At 48.3% G+C, this 17476-nt stretch carries 14 protein-coding genes, 1 tRNA gene and 1 pseudogene; 7 read left to right on the forward strand and 9 right to left on the reverse strand.

The window, feature by feature from the left end; genetic code table 11:
• Window positions 1-2: 2 nt before the first annotated feature.
• The 5 genes and pseudogenes from nusA to ACHZC4_RS09695 all read right to left on the reverse strand — a co-directional run bounded on the left by nusA (window position 3) and on the right by ACHZC4_RS09695 (window position 3134).
• Window positions 3-1517, reverse strand: coding sequence for a transcription termination factor NusA (gene nusA / locus ACHZC4_RS09675; protein ID WP_394753633.1), 1515 nt, complete (start codon window positions 1515-1517; stop codon window positions 3-5).
• A 13-nt stretch (window positions 1518-1530) separates the two neighbouring features.
• Window positions 1531-1992: a ribosome maturation factor RimP gene (gene rimP, locus ACHZC4_RS09680; protein WP_394753634.1), complete on the reverse strand. Its 462-nt coding sequence runs from the start codon at window positions 1990-1992 to the stop codon at window positions 1531-1533.
• A 164-nt stretch (window positions 1993-2156) separates the two neighbouring features.
• Window positions 2157-2233 (reverse strand) — tRNA-Met (locus tag ACHZC4_RS09685).
• Between the two features lie 231 nt (window positions 2234-2464).
• Window positions 2465-2539 (reverse strand): annotated as a pseudogene (locus ACHZC4_RS09690) (hypothetical protein); the annotation flags it as partial.
• A 385-nt stretch (window positions 2540-2924) separates the two neighbouring features.
• Window positions 2925-3134, reverse strand: coding sequence for a hypothetical protein (locus tag ACHZC4_RS09695; protein WP_394753635.1), 210 nt, complete (start codon window positions 3132-3134; stop codon window positions 2925-2927).
• Window positions 3135-3410: 276 nt separating this feature from the next.
• Here ACHZC4_RS09695 and ACHZC4_RS09700 point away from each other — a divergent pair, with 276 nt between their 5' ends.
• From ACHZC4_RS09700 to ACHZC4_RS09715, 4 genes are all read left to right on the forward strand, one after another.
• Window positions 3411-4787, forward strand: a complete 1377-nt coding sequence (locus ACHZC4_RS09700; RefSeq protein ID WP_394753636.1) for a TolC family protein — start codon at window positions 3411-3413, stop codon at window positions 4785-4787.
• The gene (locus ACHZC4_RS09705; protein WP_394753637.1) at window positions 4780-6204 is read left to right on the forward strand and encodes an efflux RND transporter periplasmic adaptor subunit; all 1425 of its coding nucleotides are present in this window, start codon (window positions 4780-4782) and stop codon (window positions 6202-6204) included. Before ACHZC4_RS09700 ends, ACHZC4_RS09705 begins: the two co-directional genes overlap by 8 nt.
• Before the next feature lie 2 nt (window positions 6205-6206).
• Complete coding sequence (locus ACHZC4_RS09710) at window positions 6207-9329, forward strand: efflux RND transporter permease subunit (protein ID WP_394753638.1); 3123 nt, start codon at window positions 6207-6209, stop codon at window positions 9327-9329.
• Between the two features lie 76 nt (window positions 9330-9405).
• Window positions 9406-9750, forward strand: a complete 345-nt coding sequence (locus tag ACHZC4_RS09715; RefSeq protein ID WP_394753639.1) for a hypothetical protein — start codon at window positions 9406-9408, stop codon at window positions 9748-9750.
• 251 nt (window positions 9751-10001) lie between these two features.
• On the opposite strand, the gene ACHZC4_RS09720 is transcribed toward ACHZC4_RS09715, so the two are convergent.
• From ACHZC4_RS09720 to gatC, 4 genes are all read right to left on the reverse strand, one after another.
• Entirely contained in the window at window positions 10002-11033 is a 1032-nt protein-coding gene (locus ACHZC4_RS09720) for an Rpn family recombination-promoting nuclease/putative transposase (protein WP_394753640.1), read from the reverse strand.
• Between the two features lie 106 nt (window positions 11034-11139).
• Entirely contained in the window at window positions 11140-12579 is a 1440-nt protein-coding gene (gene gatB / locus ACHZC4_RS09725) for an Asp-tRNA(Asn)/Glu-tRNA(Gln) amidotransferase subunit GatB (RefSeq protein WP_394753641.1), read from the reverse strand.
• A 3-nt stretch (window positions 12580-12582) separates the two neighbouring features.
• Window positions 12583-14034, reverse strand: coding sequence for an Asp-tRNA(Asn)/Glu-tRNA(Gln) amidotransferase subunit GatA (gene gatA / locus ACHZC4_RS09730; protein WP_394753642.1), 1452 nt, complete (start codon window positions 14032-14034; stop codon window positions 12583-12585).
• A gap of 16 nt (window positions 14035-14050) precedes the next feature.
• A complete protein-coding gene (gene gatC / locus ACHZC4_RS09735) occupies window positions 14051-14338 on the reverse strand; it encodes an Asp-tRNA(Asn)/Glu-tRNA(Gln) amidotransferase subunit GatC (protein WP_394753643.1) in 288 nt (95 codons plus the stop codon).
• Between the two features lie 473 nt (window positions 14339-14811).
• Here gatC and ACHZC4_RS09740 point away from each other — a divergent pair, with 473 nt between their 5' ends.
• The 3 genes from ACHZC4_RS09740 to mreD all read left to right on the forward strand — a co-directional run bounded on the left by ACHZC4_RS09740 (window position 14812) and on the right by mreD (window position 17475).
• Window positions 14812-15855, forward strand: coding sequence for a rod shape-determining protein (locus ACHZC4_RS09740; protein ID WP_394753644.1), 1044 nt, complete (start codon window positions 14812-14814; stop codon window positions 15853-15855).
• Window positions 15856-16103: 248 nt separating this feature from the next.
• Complete coding sequence (gene mreC / locus ACHZC4_RS09745; RefSeq protein ID WP_394753690.1) at window positions 16104-17000, forward strand: rod shape-determining protein MreC; 897 nt, start codon at window positions 16104-16106, stop codon at window positions 16998-17000.
• Window positions 16993-17475, forward strand: a complete 483-nt coding sequence (gene mreD / locus ACHZC4_RS09750) for a rod shape-determining protein MreD (protein WP_394753645.1) — start codon at window positions 16993-16995, stop codon at window positions 17473-17475. Before mreC ends, mreD begins: the two co-directional genes overlap by 8 nt.
• Window position 17476: the final 1 nt, after the last annotated feature.

Here is a 17476-nt window from a genome sequence, read left to right on the forward strand (position 1 = left end):
CCCTACTTCGTTTTAGCCTCAGCAAACCAAGGCTCACGCGCTTTCATAATCAACCGTGCCGCCCGCTCTTCAGTCATACCGGAAAACTTAAGCACGTCATCTATTGACTGTTCTGCTAAATCTTCCATCGTAATAACCCCGCCACTGGCTAAATCATAAGCCAGATCTTTATCCATGCCTTCCATTTCCAGCAAATCTTGCGCCGGCGTGGCTGTTTCTATCTTTTCTTCTGCCGCAATAGCAATAATCAGCAAAGCATCTTTAGCTCGACTTTTCAGCTCGTTGACCAACTCTTCATCAAAACCTTCAATTTCCAGCATTTCGCTGACCGGAACGTAAGCAATTTCCTCAACGGAATTAAAGCCTACTTCAGCTAAAATGGCGGCAATATCGGCATTAACATCCAATTGCTCAATGAACATTTGAGTAATTTTTTCAGCTTCAGCCTCGCTATTTTGCTCTGCCTTAGACGCATCAATAACATTTAATTCCCATCCGGTTAACTGAGTGGCCAATCTTACATTTTGGCCGCCACGGCCTATCGCCTGAGACAAGTTTTCAGTGCTCACTGCCAAATCCATGCTGTGCCTATCTTCATCGACAACAATAGATTGAATTTCAGCGGGTGACATGGCGTTAATAACAAATTGCGCTTCGTTAGGATTCCATAAAATAATATCGATACGCTCGCCGGATAACTCATTAGTTACCGATTGCACTCTAGACCCTCGCATGCCTACACATGCACCAACGGGGTCGAGTCTTGGATCGTTACCTTTGACGGCAATCTTGGCTCTGGAACCTGGATCACGCGCAGCACCCATCACTGAAATCATGCCCTCACCTACCTCGGGCACTTCAAGACGGAACAGCGCTATCAATAATTCCGGTGCAGTACGACTAACAAACAGTTGTGGCCCACGCGGTTCAGAGCGAACATCTTTCAGGTAGCCTCTGATGCGATCACCAATACGAACCGGCTCACGGGGAATCATGTCTTCTTTAGCAATAAAGGCTTCAACATGGCCACCTAAATCCAGATAGACACTGCCTTTTTCGATACGTTTAACAATACCGGTTATCAAATCGCCAACACGCGATTGATAGGCTTCAACAATTTTTTTGCGTTCCGCTTCCCTAACTTTATGGATAATAACTTGTTTAGCAGTTTGCGCAGCAATACGACCAAAATCGACAGAGTCAATTTCTTCTTCGATTATATCGCCGATCTGGGCATCGGGGTTATCAAATTGCGCCACATCCAGTAGAATTTGCGTGGTTGGAAATTCCACATCGCCATCAACCTGATCATCTGCAGCAACCACTTCCCACTGTCTATAGGTTGAATAATCGCCGGTTTTTCTATCAATAGAAACCCGCGCTCTAATCTGGTTAACATGACGTTTTACAGTTGCCGTTTCCAATGCTGACTCAATTGCCTGAAAAACAATTTCTTTGTCAATCTCCTTCTCATTTGAAAAGACTTCAGCTACCAACAAAATTTCTTTATTTGCCATTGTATCCTCCTTTCTAAATTAAATACTCAGGCATTAAACGCGCTTTGCTCATGGCATCAAACGGGATTTCAAAAACCTGATCTGCATCTTTCAGCAGTATCACATCACCTTGAACACCGACAATCTCAGCAGTTATTTTACGACGACCCGCTATCGACTTGTATAGATGCACTGCTACCTTGCTGCCGATAAAGCGCTCAAATTGACTGACTTTAAAAAACGGCCTGTCCGCACCTGGCGACGACACTTCTAACTGATATTCATCTTTAATGGGATCTTCAACATCCAGAACACCGCTAATTTGATGACTGACTTTAGTGCAGTCTTCAACCAAGATGCCATTTTCGCTGTCGATATAAATTCTTAATAGGCCGTGTTTTGGATGTGGGCTGTAATCAATCCCTACGCATTCATACCCTAAACCTACAATAATTGGCTCAATCAACGCACTCAAATGTTCTGGGGGCTGTCTCATTTTTTTATCACTTATTTCCGCACATAAAAAAAGAGCCCAAGGCTCTTCCGTTGATACCCAATGCCAACCTTTTTTCCAAAGGCCAGAAAACAAAAAACCCCTAAAAGGGGTCTCCAGGCAAGTTCCATTTTTTGCCTATACTACATATCCGTACACTATAAATCTGGTAGCGGGGGCAGGATTTGAACCTACGACCTTCGGGTTATGAGCCCGACGAGCTACCAAGCTGCTCCACCCCGCGATTGATTTGAGCCATTATAGACAGTTTTTGGAAATACGCAACTTAAATTTATAGAGTTATCAACTTCTGCAATAGAACCACTGGATCTGTAACGCCGCTTAAATTGGGCTTAGCTACAGTTTAGGCAGACTAGTAAGCTGTTTAACCTATGCTACGGATTCAATGTCTTTCACAATTTATTTTAATTTTGCAATTAGCATCTTAATTAACCTCAGCCCAATTAGCCTTGCCCTACATTTCCCGCATCACCTGCCCAACAAAGAAACCGAACACCTTATCCTTACCACTGCGGTATTGCTCAACCTGATCCATATTATTGATAATACCGCTGCTGACGATGAGCTTGTTAAGACAACTGCGAATGCGGGTTAAAGTTTAAATTTACGAACCTACCCAAAAAATTTTGGTGTTGATGTTTTTGTTTTACATAAAAAAGTTGTCATTCACAAAAAAATATTATTTCTTTCAATCTAATTGACAGATTGATGCTATCAGCCTAATGGACACCTAAATTTAGGCAAACTATTCGATAAACTCAATCGCCCCCTTCACAGCAATATCGAGCTTGGTAAGGCTCGGAATTGTACATTTAATTGCTGTTCGGTTTCTCGTATGCTAGATTGTAAGGGCATTGATTTTCAACTCAGAGGGGCATTGTGATAACAGCGTTGCATTCCAAAAGAAACCGCCCTTACCTGCACACGATAGTGTTCTTGCTGTTGGTGAGCTGGATTTCTTTTGCCATTTCGGCGACCTGTACCATGCCAATGCTTACGGTATCGTCGGCGATGCCCGATAATATGCCGGGATGTTCGGATTCTGGCACACCTAAGCATACATCCAATACTATGCAAGATTGTGCATTCAAGCCTTGCCTTGACTCGCAAGCCGATTCGCTCACCGATCTAAATCGTCTGGAGAAGCCAGATCTACCTGTTTTTATTTTGAGTCTCATTTGCACGTTTTTGTGCTTATTTCTAAGTTATCCACCCACAAAAATTCCTCGTAAAAAATTTGATCCGCCGCTTTGGCGACGGATTCCACTCATTTATCGATTCTGCAGACTGCTGAATTAGCCAACCCTTTAAATCACCGTGCCACACCTTTAAACCGGTTTGGCATACTGGAGTTCTGCGTCTGCGGAGCCTGTTTTGTTCTGATTTGAGAGGGAAACTCAATGTTTCTTGTTATTTGTCCGTGGCCATTGCGTCGCACTTATTCGGCGTGGACGGCTGTGTTTTTTGGGCTGGCGTTGTTTTCGCCCGGCCTGGTCTTTCATATTTCAACTGGCACATTCCGCGTTAGTTGGGCTGAGGCAGTAGCCGAAACCCGGCTCGCTAACAACGATGAATCCATCCTGACACTAACCCAGGCGATTGAACTCGCCCTCACCGGCAACCCCGGACTGGCGGAAATCAGGGCGCGAGCCGAGGCGATGGCTGCCGTACCTTCCCAAGAAGGCACTTTGCCCGATCCGACGCTCAGGTTCGGTGCCCTTTACCTGCCGACCAGCAGCTTTAATCCTCGGCAGGATGATTTCACGATGATGGAAGTCGGCATCAGCCAGGACATTCCTTTTCCAGGCAAACTGGCATTGCGGGAAAAAATCGCCAAACAGGAAGCACTGGCCGCCGCTGATTCCATTGATGAAGCGCGGTTGCGGTTGACGCGTGATGTAAAACAGGGCTGGTGGCGGCTGTTTTATTACGACCATGCCTTGACGCTACTGGACGAAGCCGAACACTTTTTCCAGCAGCTTATCGACATCGCCCAGGAAAAATACAAGGTGGGCATAGGCACACAGCAAGATGTGCTGCTAGCCCAGCTTGAGCTGTCCAAACTTAAAAATGAAAAACTGGATCTGGCCAGTATGCGCCACGGCCAGAACGCCCGTATCAATGCCTTGCTGGATCGAACACCGGAAATGCTTGTGCAGATTCCAGAGAAAGTCGAGTTCAAGTTGCCGGTCATTATCGGGTCTGCTTTACAAGACAAGGCGCTAAAAATGCGGCCTTTATTTACCCAACACCGCAACATGCTTGGGGCGGCGAAGGACAGGGTTGCTCTGGCGAAAAAGGCTTTTTACCCCGACTTCACCGTGGGTGCGTTTTATGATGTCCGGCAGAGTACGCCGTCAGGCCAGTCGCGTAGCGATTTCGCCAGTGTCCAATTAAGCATGAACCTGCCGATTTATGCCGACCGCAAGCAAGCCAAGGCGGTTGCTCAGCGCCAGGGCGAACTCTTGCAAGCCCAATATGCCTTACAGGACGACCACCACAAAATTCAGGCCGAGATCGCCGCCAAAGCCGCCGAGTACCAACAGACCAAAGAAAAGCTGCTGTTGCTCGAACAGGAAATCATCCCACAGGCGCAGCAAACCGTGGATGCGCTTCTGGCGGGTTATGAAGTCAGCCAAACCAACTTTACCGACCTGCTCCGCACGCAATTAAGTTTTTTCCAATACCAGACCCAGTATTGGCAAGCATTGACCAACACGCAACAAATCCTGGCTGAGCTGTCCGCCGAAGTGGGCGAAGAGGTAGGCCATGATTAAATATTTTCTGGCAAGTTTGATTTTGATGCTGGGCGCTGGTCTTGGATTTTTGGCCGCACGACATCAAGGTTTATCGTTAAATTGGGACGCTAACGCCGTCAGCGAAAAAAAGCCGCTGTATTACCGCCATCCGATGAATCCCAAAGTCACCTCACAAACGCCCGCCAAGGACGAGATGGGGATGGACTATGTGGCGGTTTACGCAGAACCGCCAGCCTCAACCGCACCACCGCCAAAATCCGGAAAAATTCTCTATTACCGGCATCCGATGGGTGCGGCGGACACGTCACCTGTGCCGAAAAAAGATGAAATGGGCATGGACTATCTTCCGGTTTATGAAGGTGAACAGTTCGCACCTGGGCAGATTCAGATCAGCCCTGAAAAAATCCAGAAACTGGGCGTAACAACAGTAACTGTGGCAAAGCGAACGCTGACCCGCAGCATCCGTGCGTTGGGCAGCATTCAGGTGGACGAGCGGCGTGTCCACGCCGTGACACCGAAGTTTGAAGGTTGGATTCAGCATTTGTATGCCAATGCAACCGGACAAACCATAAAACGCGGCCAGCCGCTGCTGGACATCTACAGCCCGGAACTGATGACCGCGCAACAGGAATATCTCATCGCCCGGCAAGGACAACGGGCGCTGCAACAGGCTAGCGACCAGGCGCAAGATACGGCGGCGCGTTTGGCTGACAACGCCTTGCAGCGCTTGCATTATTGGGATATTGGCCAGACTCAATTACAGCGCTTACAACATCTGGAACAACCGCTGGAGACGCTGCTGCTGTTGTCGCCGGTCAATGGCGTGGTGCTGGACAAACCCGCCATTGAAGGGATGCGTTTCATGCCCGGCGAGTTGTTGTTTCGTATTGCCGATTTAAGCACGGTGTGGCTGTTGGCGGACGTGTTTGAGCAAGACAGCGGCGTAGTGCGCCCAGGCCAAACCGCGCAAGTGGCCATCAACGCTTACCCTAATCGGGTGTTCAGCGGCAAGGTTAGCTTTATTTATCCGACGCTGGCAACGGAAACCCGCACCGTTAAAGTGCGTATCGAGTTGCCTAATGGCGAAGGTTTGCTGAAGCCTGGACTGTATGGCAGCGTGACGCTAACCGCACGGGAAAATAAAAATACGCCTTTGGCGGTTCCCGATTCGGCGGTCATTGACAGTGGCACTCGGCAGATTGTGCTACTACAACGGGGTGATGGACAGTTCGAGCCGCGTGCCGTGAAACTGGGGCTACAGGCCGATGGATACCGGCAAGTATTGACGGGGCTGAAAGCAGGTGATGAAGTCGTGACCCGGGCTAATTTCCTGATTGATGCCGAAAGTAACCTCAAGTCGGCCTTGGACAGTTTTAACAGTCCTGGTGCTGATGCGAATCGGGTTATGACCGAAACACAACACGGAGGCCACTAGCCATGTTGAACCATGTCATTGTTTGGTCTTTACGCAACGTATTTCTGGTGCTGCTGGCAACGCTGGCTATCGTAATTGGCGGGGTTTACGCGTTGTCGAGAATGCCGCTGGATGCGCTGCCCGACCTGTCCGATGCACAAGTGATCGTTTACACCGAATTTCCAGGACAAGCGCCGCAAGTGGTCGAGGATCAAGTCACCTATCCTTTGACCACCGCCATGCTGAGCGTGCCACGCTCAAAAGTCGTGCGTGGCTTTTCCTTCTTCGGTGCATCTTTTGTTTACGTCATTTTTGAGGACGGCACCGATATTTACTGGGCGCGTTCACGGGTTCTGGAATATCTCACCACGCTCAGCGGACGCTTGCCGTCCAACGTGGCGCCGAAATTGGGGCCGGATGCCACCGGTGTCGGCTGGGTTTATCAATATGCGCTGTTGGCAAAGGATTATTCGCTGGCAGAATTGCGTACCCTGCAAGACTGGTTTGTACGTTACCAATTGACCAAAGCCAAAGGTGTGGCCGAGGTCGCCAGTATCGGCGGTTTTGTGCAGCAATATCAAGTCACCGTCGATCCGCATAAGCTGCAAGCTTACGGCATTGCTTTATCGACGCTCAGCAACACCATCCGCAACAGTAACCGTGATGTCGGTGGACGGATTATCGAATTGGCCGAAACCGAGTACATGGTACGTGGACACGGTTATTTGCGCGGCCAGGCCGACTTGGAACGCTTGGTTCTGAAAGCTGAGCGTGGTATCCCTGTGTTGCTGCGTGATGTGGCTCGCGTGGAACTGGTTCCCGATGAACGCCGTGGCATCACCGAATGGAACGGTGAAGGCGAGGCGGTTTCCGGCATTGCGCTGGCGCGTTACGGCCAAAATGCCCTGGAAGTCATCAGCAATATAAAAGACCGCTTGCATGAAATCAGCGCCGGATTGCCAATCGGTGTTCGTATACAAACGGTTTATGACCGTTCCGAACTGATCCATCGCGCCATTGACAATTTGCGCCATACCTTGCTGGAAGAAAGCGCGGTGGTCGCCGTGGTTTGTGTGGTGTTCCTGCTGCATTTGCGTAGCGCCCTGGTGGCGATTTTGATGCTGCCAGTTGGCGTACTTTTTGCCTTCATCATCATGCAGGAGCTAGGGATGAATTCCAACATTATGAGCCTGGGCGGTATTGCCATCGCTATCGGTGCGATGGTGGATGCCGCCATTGTCATGATCGAGAACGCCCATAAACATTTGGAGCGCGATTCCGGCCGCCTGCCGCGTTTTGAAATATTGCTCAATGCCTGCAAGGAAGTCGGTCCGCCGCTGTTTTTCAGCCTGTTGATTATCACTGTCTCATTCCTGCCGGTGTTCGCGCTGGAAGCGCAGGAAGGCCGCTTGTTTCATCCTTTGGCCTACACCAAGACGTTCGCAATGGCGGGTGCGGCATTGCTGTCGGTGACGCTGGTGCCGGTGTTGATGTGGCTGTTTGTACGCGGAAAAATTCTGCCGGAACAGCGCAATCCCATCAACCGGGTCTTGATCTGGATTTACCGCCCAGTCATCGCCGGTGTCATGCGCCACAAAAAGCTGACGCTCGCTTTCGCGCTGCTGATGCTGGCGGCAAGTTGGTATCCGGCCTCGCGTCTGGGTGGTGAATTCATGCCGACGCTGAATGAAGGCACGCTGTTGTTCATGCCGTTGACGGTACCCGGTTTGCCCCCGACCAAGGCCGCCGAATTGCTGCAAACCCAGGATCGCATTATCAAAAGTTTTCCCGAAGTTGAGTCGGTGTTCGGTAAAGCCGGACGCGCCCTGACTGCCACCGACCCGGCACCGTTGGAAATGTCGGAAACCATTGTCAACCTGAAACCAGAATCCAGCTGGCGACCTGGCCTGACGGTCGATAAGCTGATTGCAGAGATGGATCTGGCGCTGCAAATCCCCGGTGTCAGCAACTCCTGGACGATGCCGATCAAAAACCGTATTGATATGTTGGCCACCGGTATCCGCACACCTATCGGTATCAAGCTGTTCGGCAAAGACTTGGCGGAAATGGAACGCCTGGCGCAACAGATTGAACAGGCCGTTAAAACTGTCCACGGCACCACCAGTGCTTATGCCGAACGCATCACCAGCGGCTTTTATCTGAACATCACGCCGGACTACGAGGCTTTGGCGCGTTATGGGCTGTTAATTGGCGATGTGCAAGATGTCATTGCCACCGCCATTGGTGGCGAGACCGTCACGACAATGTTGGAAGGACGCGAACGTTTCGCCGTCACCGTCCGTTACCCGCGCGAACTGCGGGATACCCCGCAAGCCATTGCCGAGCATGTTCTTGTCCCCACATCCGGCGGGGCGATGGTTCCCTTGGGGCAGTTGGCGCATCTGAGCCTGGACAAAGGCCCACCGTCAATACGTACCGAAAATGCCTTGTTGTCCGCTTATATCTATGTCGATATGCGTGGCCGCGATATTGACGGTTATGTGCAGGATGCCAAACGGGCGGTACAAAAAGCGGTCAAGTTCCCTACCGGTTACTACATTGCCTGGAGTGGCCAGTTCGAGTACATGGAACGCGCCAAACAGCGTCTGCAACTGGTTGTTCCGCTTACACTGTGTATTATTTTCATCCTGCTGTATCTCAATTTCGGGCGCTTGACCGAAACCCTGATTGTCATGTTGTCCGTGCCCTTCGCGCTGATTGGCGGCATTTGGCTACTGTGGTTTCTGGATTACAACGTTAGCGTGGCGGTCGGTGTTGGCTTTATCGCCTTGGCGGGAGTCGCCGCAGAAACTGGCGTGGTGATGCTGATTTATCTGGATCATGCGTATCTTGACAAGCAACGGCAATGCCTGGAAGAAAAACGGGCTTTCACCGAGACTGATCTTTACGATGCGCTAATGACCGGCGCGGCAGAACGTTTGCGACCGAAAATAATGACTGTCACCGCAATTATGGCTGGTCTCTTGCCCATTCTTTGGAGCACCGGCACGGGTTCGGAAGTCATGCGCCGCATCGCCGCGCCGATGGTGGGCGGCATGGTGTCTTCAACGCTGTTGACCTTGATCGTCATTCCGGCGCTTTATGCCCTGTGCAAACAATATTCCATCAATAAACAACCCCGATGAAGGAGACAACTGAACGATACATTAACAAACTGAAAAACAATATCACTAACCTATTGAATTATCTTGGAGAAAACCCATGAAAACGAAATTACTGATTACCCCATTTTTGGTGCTTGGTTTACTGACCGCCTGTGCCGAAATGAACCCGCATCCAATGGATATGAGCCAAGCCGTGCTAAATGCTGAAACCAAAGCCGATCATGCCGCATTGGCGAAACACTATGATGAGGTAGCGGACGAAATGCAGCTTAAGGTGGATGAACACAAGAAACTGCTTAGCCAGTACGAATCAAAAGCCTATCTCTACGGTCGGCAGGCGGAAGATTTTAAGGCGCATTGTCAAAGGCTGGTTGATGATTATGAAAAAGTCGTCGCCTCTAACCGGAAAATGGCTGAGATGCATCGCGGAATGGCGCAGTAGAACCATAGGATGTGCCAACGATAGGAGGCGCATCACTCACGAACGATGCGCTTCACTTCGTTCAGCACATCCTATGCACTTTTTTCAATCTCATCGCGATGACCTGAAGAATATTTGTGGGCTTTAATAATATCCGTATTATTATTTTTTTCATCTGACAATACACACCCTTGATGAAACAATCATTAATAATCAACTCGTGATTCCGCGCCAGAAAACCACGACAACTGGAATGGCGAACGATGCTGGCTCTAACCGTTCAGTAACTCTTCAGGGGTTTTAGCCTGAAAAATCTGTTTAGTCCAGGCTTCAATTTGCTCAGGGCTGGCACTGCGCACCTTATCTTGTAACAACTGGCTCACCGTGCCAAATTTGGATTCGAGCAACAATAAAAAAAGCTTAGCCGCTTCTTGTTTTCGGCCCTCTTGTAGCCCTTGATGCATTCCCTCTTGTCGCCCTTTTTGTCGTCCTTCTTGCAATCCTTTTTCCAGTCCTTTTTCCAATCCTTTTTGCAGCCCTTCCTGTTCTGCTTGTTGTGTCCATTGTTTAACGGTTTCAGCTAACATGTCATGTACCTCTTGAAGATCGTTGAATTCTTTAATGTCAGCATTGGGAGCTTTTCTTGGCAATAACACACGGTTAATCCACACTGTAAAAGCACGCCTCAGGCTGGTTTGTTCCGCCGCTTTCAACCAGTCAATCAACCGCCATAATACACCTTGAATATCCTGGGCTGTCCGGCTGTTTTCCAGTTGGAACAAGGCCGCCACCAAATTATGCAGGCTGCTTAACTCATCTTTGCTAAAGCTGCCTTCATCCAGTAATAAGTAACTGACCTGCGGACGGTATTTTTCCAAACCGGACGGTGCCGGATGGATTAGAAAATCCAGATCTACCGGGGCTTGCCAGCGCCGCTCGCCGTTGTAGAGCACTACCGGTAACACAGGTGGTAATTTATCTGTTTTTGTTAAGTTGCCAGTGCGGATAATGTCCTGATACAGCAGTGCCAGATAGCCCAAAATACGCACGGCCATAAAGTGGTCGACAGTGGACTGGAATTCCAGCAGCAAATACACGTACAGCCACTCATCGCCCCAACGTACCCGCCAGATCAGGTCGTCTTCCCGATCACGCAGGTCATCAGTGACATAACTGCCGCTGACTTTTTCCAGGGTGGCAAAGTCGCATTGTTCTACCCACGCCTCTTTAACAAAGCCCTTGAGCAGGTCGGCAACCATTTCTGGATGGGAAAACAGTAGTTTATAGCTGTTGTCGTGCGACATGGCAAGGTTTGTTAATGTTAAGTTAAACTATACGCGCACACCATGAACGTATTAGCCCTGAAAATAGGGAACGCACACTCCCGAACGATGCACTAATCCAGCAACACTATTTCAATTTTTCAATCAGCATTTTATTAACTTCAGCCGGATTAGCCTTACCCTGCATTTCCCGCATCACCTGCCCTACAAAGAAACCAAATACCTTCTCTTTACCACTGCGGTATTGTTCAACCTGATCCATATTAGCAGCCATAATGCCATCAATAATAGCTTCTATCGCACCGCTATCACTGATCTGTTTTAAGCCTTTAGCACTAATAACCTCATCAGCACTGACAGGATGCTGCCACATTTCTTCAAACACCTGCTTGGCGATTTTTCCGGAAATGGTATCGTCGCTGATACGCAGCAATAACCCCGCCAAACCTTGATAATCCACTGGCGAAGCAGAAATTTCAAGGCCCGCCTTATTCAGCGCCGCAGACAGTTCGCCGGTAATCCAGTTGGCACACAGCTTAGCATCACAACCGGATGTTGCAACCGTGGCTTCAAAATAATCCGCCAACGGGCGAGATGACGTTAATTGCGTGGCATTGTCCTCATCCAAGCCATAGCTGTCTTTAAAGCGCTGCTTTTTGGCTACCGGCAATTCAGGCAACTGCGCCTTAATCTGCGCTTTAAACTCTTCGCTGATGATGACCGGCAACAAATCGGGATCGGGAAAATACCGGTAATCATTGGCTTCTTCCTTACTGCGCATGGAACGAGTTTCATCTTTGACCGAATCGTACAAACGGGTTTCCTGCACCACCCTGCCACCGCTTTCGATCAACTCGATTTGGCGCTCGACTTCATGGTTAATGGCTTTTTCGACAAACTTAAAGGAATTGATGTTTTTGATTTCGGCACGCGTACCAAATTCTGCCTGGCCTTTTGGGCGCACCGAGACATTGGCATCACAGCGGAATGAGCCTTCCTGCATATTGCCGTCACATATCCCCAAGTAACGCACCAGCTCGTGCAGCTTGCGCATGTACGCCACCGCTTCTTTGGCCGAGCGCATATCCGGTTCGGAGACGATCTCCAGCAACGGCGTGCCAGCACGGTTTAAATCAATGCCACTCAAGCCCTGAAAGTTTTCATGCAGCGACTTGCCGGCATCTTCTTCTAAATGGGCGCGGGTAATACCGATGCGCTTGGTTTCGCCGTCGACCTCAATATCCAGATGACCTATGCCAACAATGGGCAAATCCATCTGGCTGATTTGATAGCCTTTCGGTAAATCAGGGTAAAAATAATTTTTGCGGGCAAACACCGAATACGGGGCAATATGCGCCTCAATCGCCATGCCAAAGATAACCGCCATACGCACGGCTTCTTGATTTAATACGGGCAATACGCCTGGAAAACCCAAGTCAACCGCACAAGCTTGGGTATTGGGCGCTGCGCCATATGCTGTCGCTGCGCCCGAAAAAATCTTTGATTTTGTTGCTAACTGAGTATGAATTTCCAGACCTATTACGACTTCCCAATTTTCCATATTCATCCCCTACTCGAAGCCTTTAGGTCTTTTTTGATGCCAATCAGTCACTTTTTGGTACTGATGGGCAATATTTAACAAACGCTGTTCGGCAAAATAATTACCGATGATGTGCAAGCCGACCGGCTTGTTTTGGGCAAAGCCCGCCGGAACTGACATCGCAGGCAAACCTGCCAAATTAATGGCAATGGTATAAATATCGGACAGGTACATTTCAATCGGGTTGTTGATTTTTTCGCCAATACCAAACGCCACCGACGGCGCGACCGGCCCCATAATCACATCCACTTCTTGCAGGGCGCGTTTAAAGTCTTCGGCGATTAAGCGCCTTACTTTTTGGGCTTTTAAGTAATAAGCATCATAGTAACCGGCAGATAACGCATAAGTCCCCATCAGGATACGGCGCTTAACTTCCTTGCCGAATGCCTCGCCGCGTGAACGCACGTACAAATCGGTTAAATCGACCGGATCTTTGCAGCGATAGCCAAAGCGCACGCCGTCAAAACGCGACAAATTAGCGGAACATTCGGCGGAGGCAATCACGTAATAGGCAGGAATCGCCAAATTTAAGTTGGGAATGGAAATTTCCTTGATGGTTGCGCCGAGCTTTTGATATTCATTAATCGCCGCTTCAATGACCACAGCGACATCAGGGGCTAAGCCTTCCCCAAAAAACTCTTTTGGCAAACCGATGGTTAGGCCTTGCAAGCTATTATTAAGCCCTGCCAGATAATCCGGCACAGGGCTATCGACGCTGGTGGAGTCTTTTGGATCAAATCCTGCCATCGTTTGCAACACAACAGCGGCATCTTCCGCGCTGCGCGTCATCGGGCCGCCTTGGTCCAAACTGGAGGCATAGGCAATCATACCGTAACGGGATACGCGACCGTAAGTAGGTTTTAAACCGGTAATGCCGCAATGCGAAGCCGGTTGACGAATAGAACCGCCTGTATCGGTACCGGTGGCGCATACCGCCAATCCCGCCGCTACCGCCGCCGCTGAACCACCGGATGAACCGCCCGGTACAGCGTTCAGATCCCAAGGATTTTTGACCGCACCGTAATAGCTGTTCTCATTAGATGAACCCATCGCAAACTCATCCATATTGAGCTTGCCTAGCATGACCGCACCTGCCGCATTAAACTTGTCTATTACCGTGGCGTTATAGGGTGCCAAAAAATTATCCAGCATTTTAGAGCCGCAACTGGTTTTAATGCCCTGTGTACAAAAAATATCTTTTTGCGCAATGGGAATGCCAGTGAGTAGATTGCTGTCGCCCGATGCCAGTTTTAAATCGGCAGTTTTGGCCGTTTGCAAAGCCAGTTCTTCGGTGACGGTAATATAAGCATTCAGTGCTTGGTGCTGCTTAATTCTATTTAAGTAGGATTGCGTTAACTCAACGCTGGAAAACTCACCGGCACGCAAACCCTGCGCCAGTTCAATAATGGTTTTACTGTGCATATATTTAGGGGACTTGTTACTCAATAACCTTAGGGACGAGATACAACCCAGCGTCAACTTGCGGGGCTATCGATTGAAATTGTTGGTGCTGATCGTATTCGGTGACTTCATCTGTCCTTAAGCGCTGTCCCTGTTCCATAGGATGTGCCATAGGCTCTATACCGTCGGTGTTTAAGTCGCTCATTTGCTCCATTAAACTTAACATGCCTGATAAATCTTGGGTGTAAGCTTCAATATCAAGCTCATCAATGCCTAGCCGCGCCAAATGCGCAATTTTCTTTACATCACTTGCCGTTAACGACATTTTTTTTCCTATCAAGAAACAAAATTTATTGATCAATACAGGTTACTCATCATACAAAACTTAACCGTAGCGACTTATCTGATAAAGTGTATAAAAACTTCACCTTATTAGCGTGCTTATTGTCAGCTTTTTTGCCTTTTAAAAATTTCCTATCGATAACAATGTGCAATAAAAAACATAACTTGTTAATATTCAACACAGTATAAAAAAGGCATGATTTTTGCTTTAATTTAGGATTATCGCTTTACCTAAGAAAGCACATTAAGACTCTGCTTTTACACTCATCTAACTACTTATTGAAAGATAATAGTATTTTTTAACACCTACACCGTCTTTTAATAAAAGCACTTTACTTCCAGACAAAGTTTTTACACATATTTGAGCTATATGATACTTTATATCTTGCTCAAATACCCGCTTGATTGATAAAGTAACCCTATTTTTCATACCTTAGCTAAAGGATACCGGTAGAAATGTTCAAAAGAATTCGTGGCTTATTTTCCAACGATTTATCCATCGATTTAGGAACCGCTAACACGTTGATTTATATGCCAGGGCAAGGAATTGTACTCAATGAGCCCTCAGTTGTTGCCATTAAGGAGGATAGAATTCGAGGTCACAAAACCATTGCTGCTGTAGGTGCTGAAGCCAAACAAATGCTAGGCCGAACTCCTGGCAACATTACGGCAATACGCCCCTTAAAAGATGGCGTTATCGCGGACTTCGCAGTGACTGAGCGCATGTTACGTTATTTTATCGATAAAGTGCATGAGAACAAATGGCTGCGTCCCAGCCCACGCATTCTAATTTGCGTACCGTGTGGATCAACGCAAGTTGAACGCCGCGCTATCCGTGAATCTGCCGCCATGGCGGGTGCGCGTGAAGTCTATTTGATTGAAGAGCCTATGTCTGCGGCTATCGGCGCTGGCTTGCCCGTAGATGAAGCCTCTGGTTCTATGGTACTGGACATTGGTGGCGGTACATCAGAAGTGGCCATTATTTCAATTAATGGCATTGTATATTCATCCTCGGTACGTATTGGCGGTGACCGTTTCGATGAAGCGATTATTAGTTATGTGCGCAGAAACTACGGCACGTTAATTGGTGAAGCGACTGCTGAACAAATAAAAATTGAAATTGGTGCGGCTTACCCTGGCAGTGAAGTCAGGGAAATTGAAGTCAGGGGACGCAATCTGGCTGAAGGTGTACCGCGCAGCTTTACTTTAAACAGTAATGAGATTTTAGAAGCCCTGCAAGAACCGCTTTCCGGCATTGTGGGCGCGGTAAAACTGGCTCTGGAACAAACACCGCCCGAACTTGGCTCGGACGTTGCTAGTCGGGGTATTTATTTAACCGGCGGCGGTGCTTTACTCAAAGACATCGACAGATTAATATCCGAAGAAACCGGCCTGCCCGTTTATATTGCCGATGATCCTCTGACGTGCGTTGCCAGAGGCGGCGGTATGGTTTTAGAAATGCTGGACAAAAAAGGCGTTTCGGCATTTTCTTTAGAATAGAAAAAAGGGCTACTAACTTAAGACGGGGCAATTTAAAAAAAGCCGTTCGTGATATGAGCTTGTCGAACCATGAACAACAAACCCTTCGACAAGTTCAGGGCGAGCGAATGTCCCACCTTAATTTGGTAGTCGAAAAAAGTAACTGCACATTCAGATAGCGGCCGAAATGACTCAATCCGGCCGCTTGGCTTTGTTAACCAAATACGAGATCACCCGCTATAAAACTTATATTTGCTACCGGCCCCTCCATCACCACCCGCCTAATTGTCGCCCTTATTGCGTCTATCGCTTTACTGGTAACTGAACAAAAAAGTCCACGCCTGGACGCATTGCGTTCAAGCTTGTCTGTTTTGGTTGACCCCATAAAATACCTGGTTGATACGCCTATTGTGGCATTGAACAATGCTAAAGAGTCAGTCAGTTCTTATTCAAGCTTGAAAGAAGAAAATAAAAAATTGCGTGAAGATCAGTTTATAACCAAATCCAAGCTGCTTAAGTTTGATGCGCTAGAAAAAGAAAACATTCATCTTAGGGCGCTACTGGAGAATTCTTTCAAACTCGGTGAGCAGGTGTTAATCGCTGAGTTGCTGTCCATTAAAATGGTGCCTTACGAACATATTGTCGTCGTCAACAAAGGCACGCGTTTTGGTGTGCATCCGCAGCAGCCCGTGCTCGATACCAACGGTGTAGTGGGACAGGTTTTTAGAGCGTTACCGTTTAGCTCAGAAATAATGCTGATTACTGATTTAAACCATGCTATCCCTGTACAAGTTAATCGTAATGGCTTGCTAACCATTGCGGTAGGCAGTGGCCAAATTAATCGGCTTAATCTGCCTTTCTTGCCCAATAATGCCGATATTCGTCCTGGCGATCTGCTGATCACATCAGGGCTGGGCGGCATTTTTCCTCCAGGTTATCCGGTTGGCGTAGTGGATAACTTTACCCCAGACGCGACCAAGCCTTTTCCAACTATTACCGCAACACCCAAAGCTATGCTGGATAGAAATAGAGAACTGATGATCGTGTGGAGCAAATCCAGTCCCGTACTCTTAAGCGCACCGCCAATGCCACCTACACCAAGCACATCAACATCAATGACACCAGCACCAGGCACACCAGCACCCGCAAAACCTAAAGATGAATAACTACTACAGGTTTGGCCGTATTATTAGCACCATCATTATGGCTATGATTTTGAGAATAGCACCCTGGCCAGATTTTATCGCTACTATCAATCCAGACTGGGTTTTACTGACACTAATCTACTGGACGCTTGCCATACCGGAACGTGTTGGCATTTTTCACGCATGGACATTTGGACTCTTAACCGATGTGTTAACCGGCAGATCATTTGGACAATATGCCCTAACCTACTCGCTAGTCAGTTATGTGTGCATAAAATTACATAAACGGCTTCGTCCATTCCCTTTGATCCAACAAGAATTGTTCATTTTTCTATTTCTGCTTTTATCCCAGCTCTTGCTTTTTTGGATAAAAAACCTGCAAACGCCCGGGCAACTGAGCGCCAGCTTCTGGCTACCCGTAGTAAGCGGTACGCTGTGCTGGCCTATTGTGTACAAATCACTGCGTTTTATCCGACTGTTACGTAGCAACAAGTGAA

The organism is Crenothrix sp. (assembly GCF_043729335.1).
Classification (GTDB): Bacteria; Pseudomonadota; Gammaproteobacteria; order Methylococcales; family Methylomonadaceae; genus Crenothrix.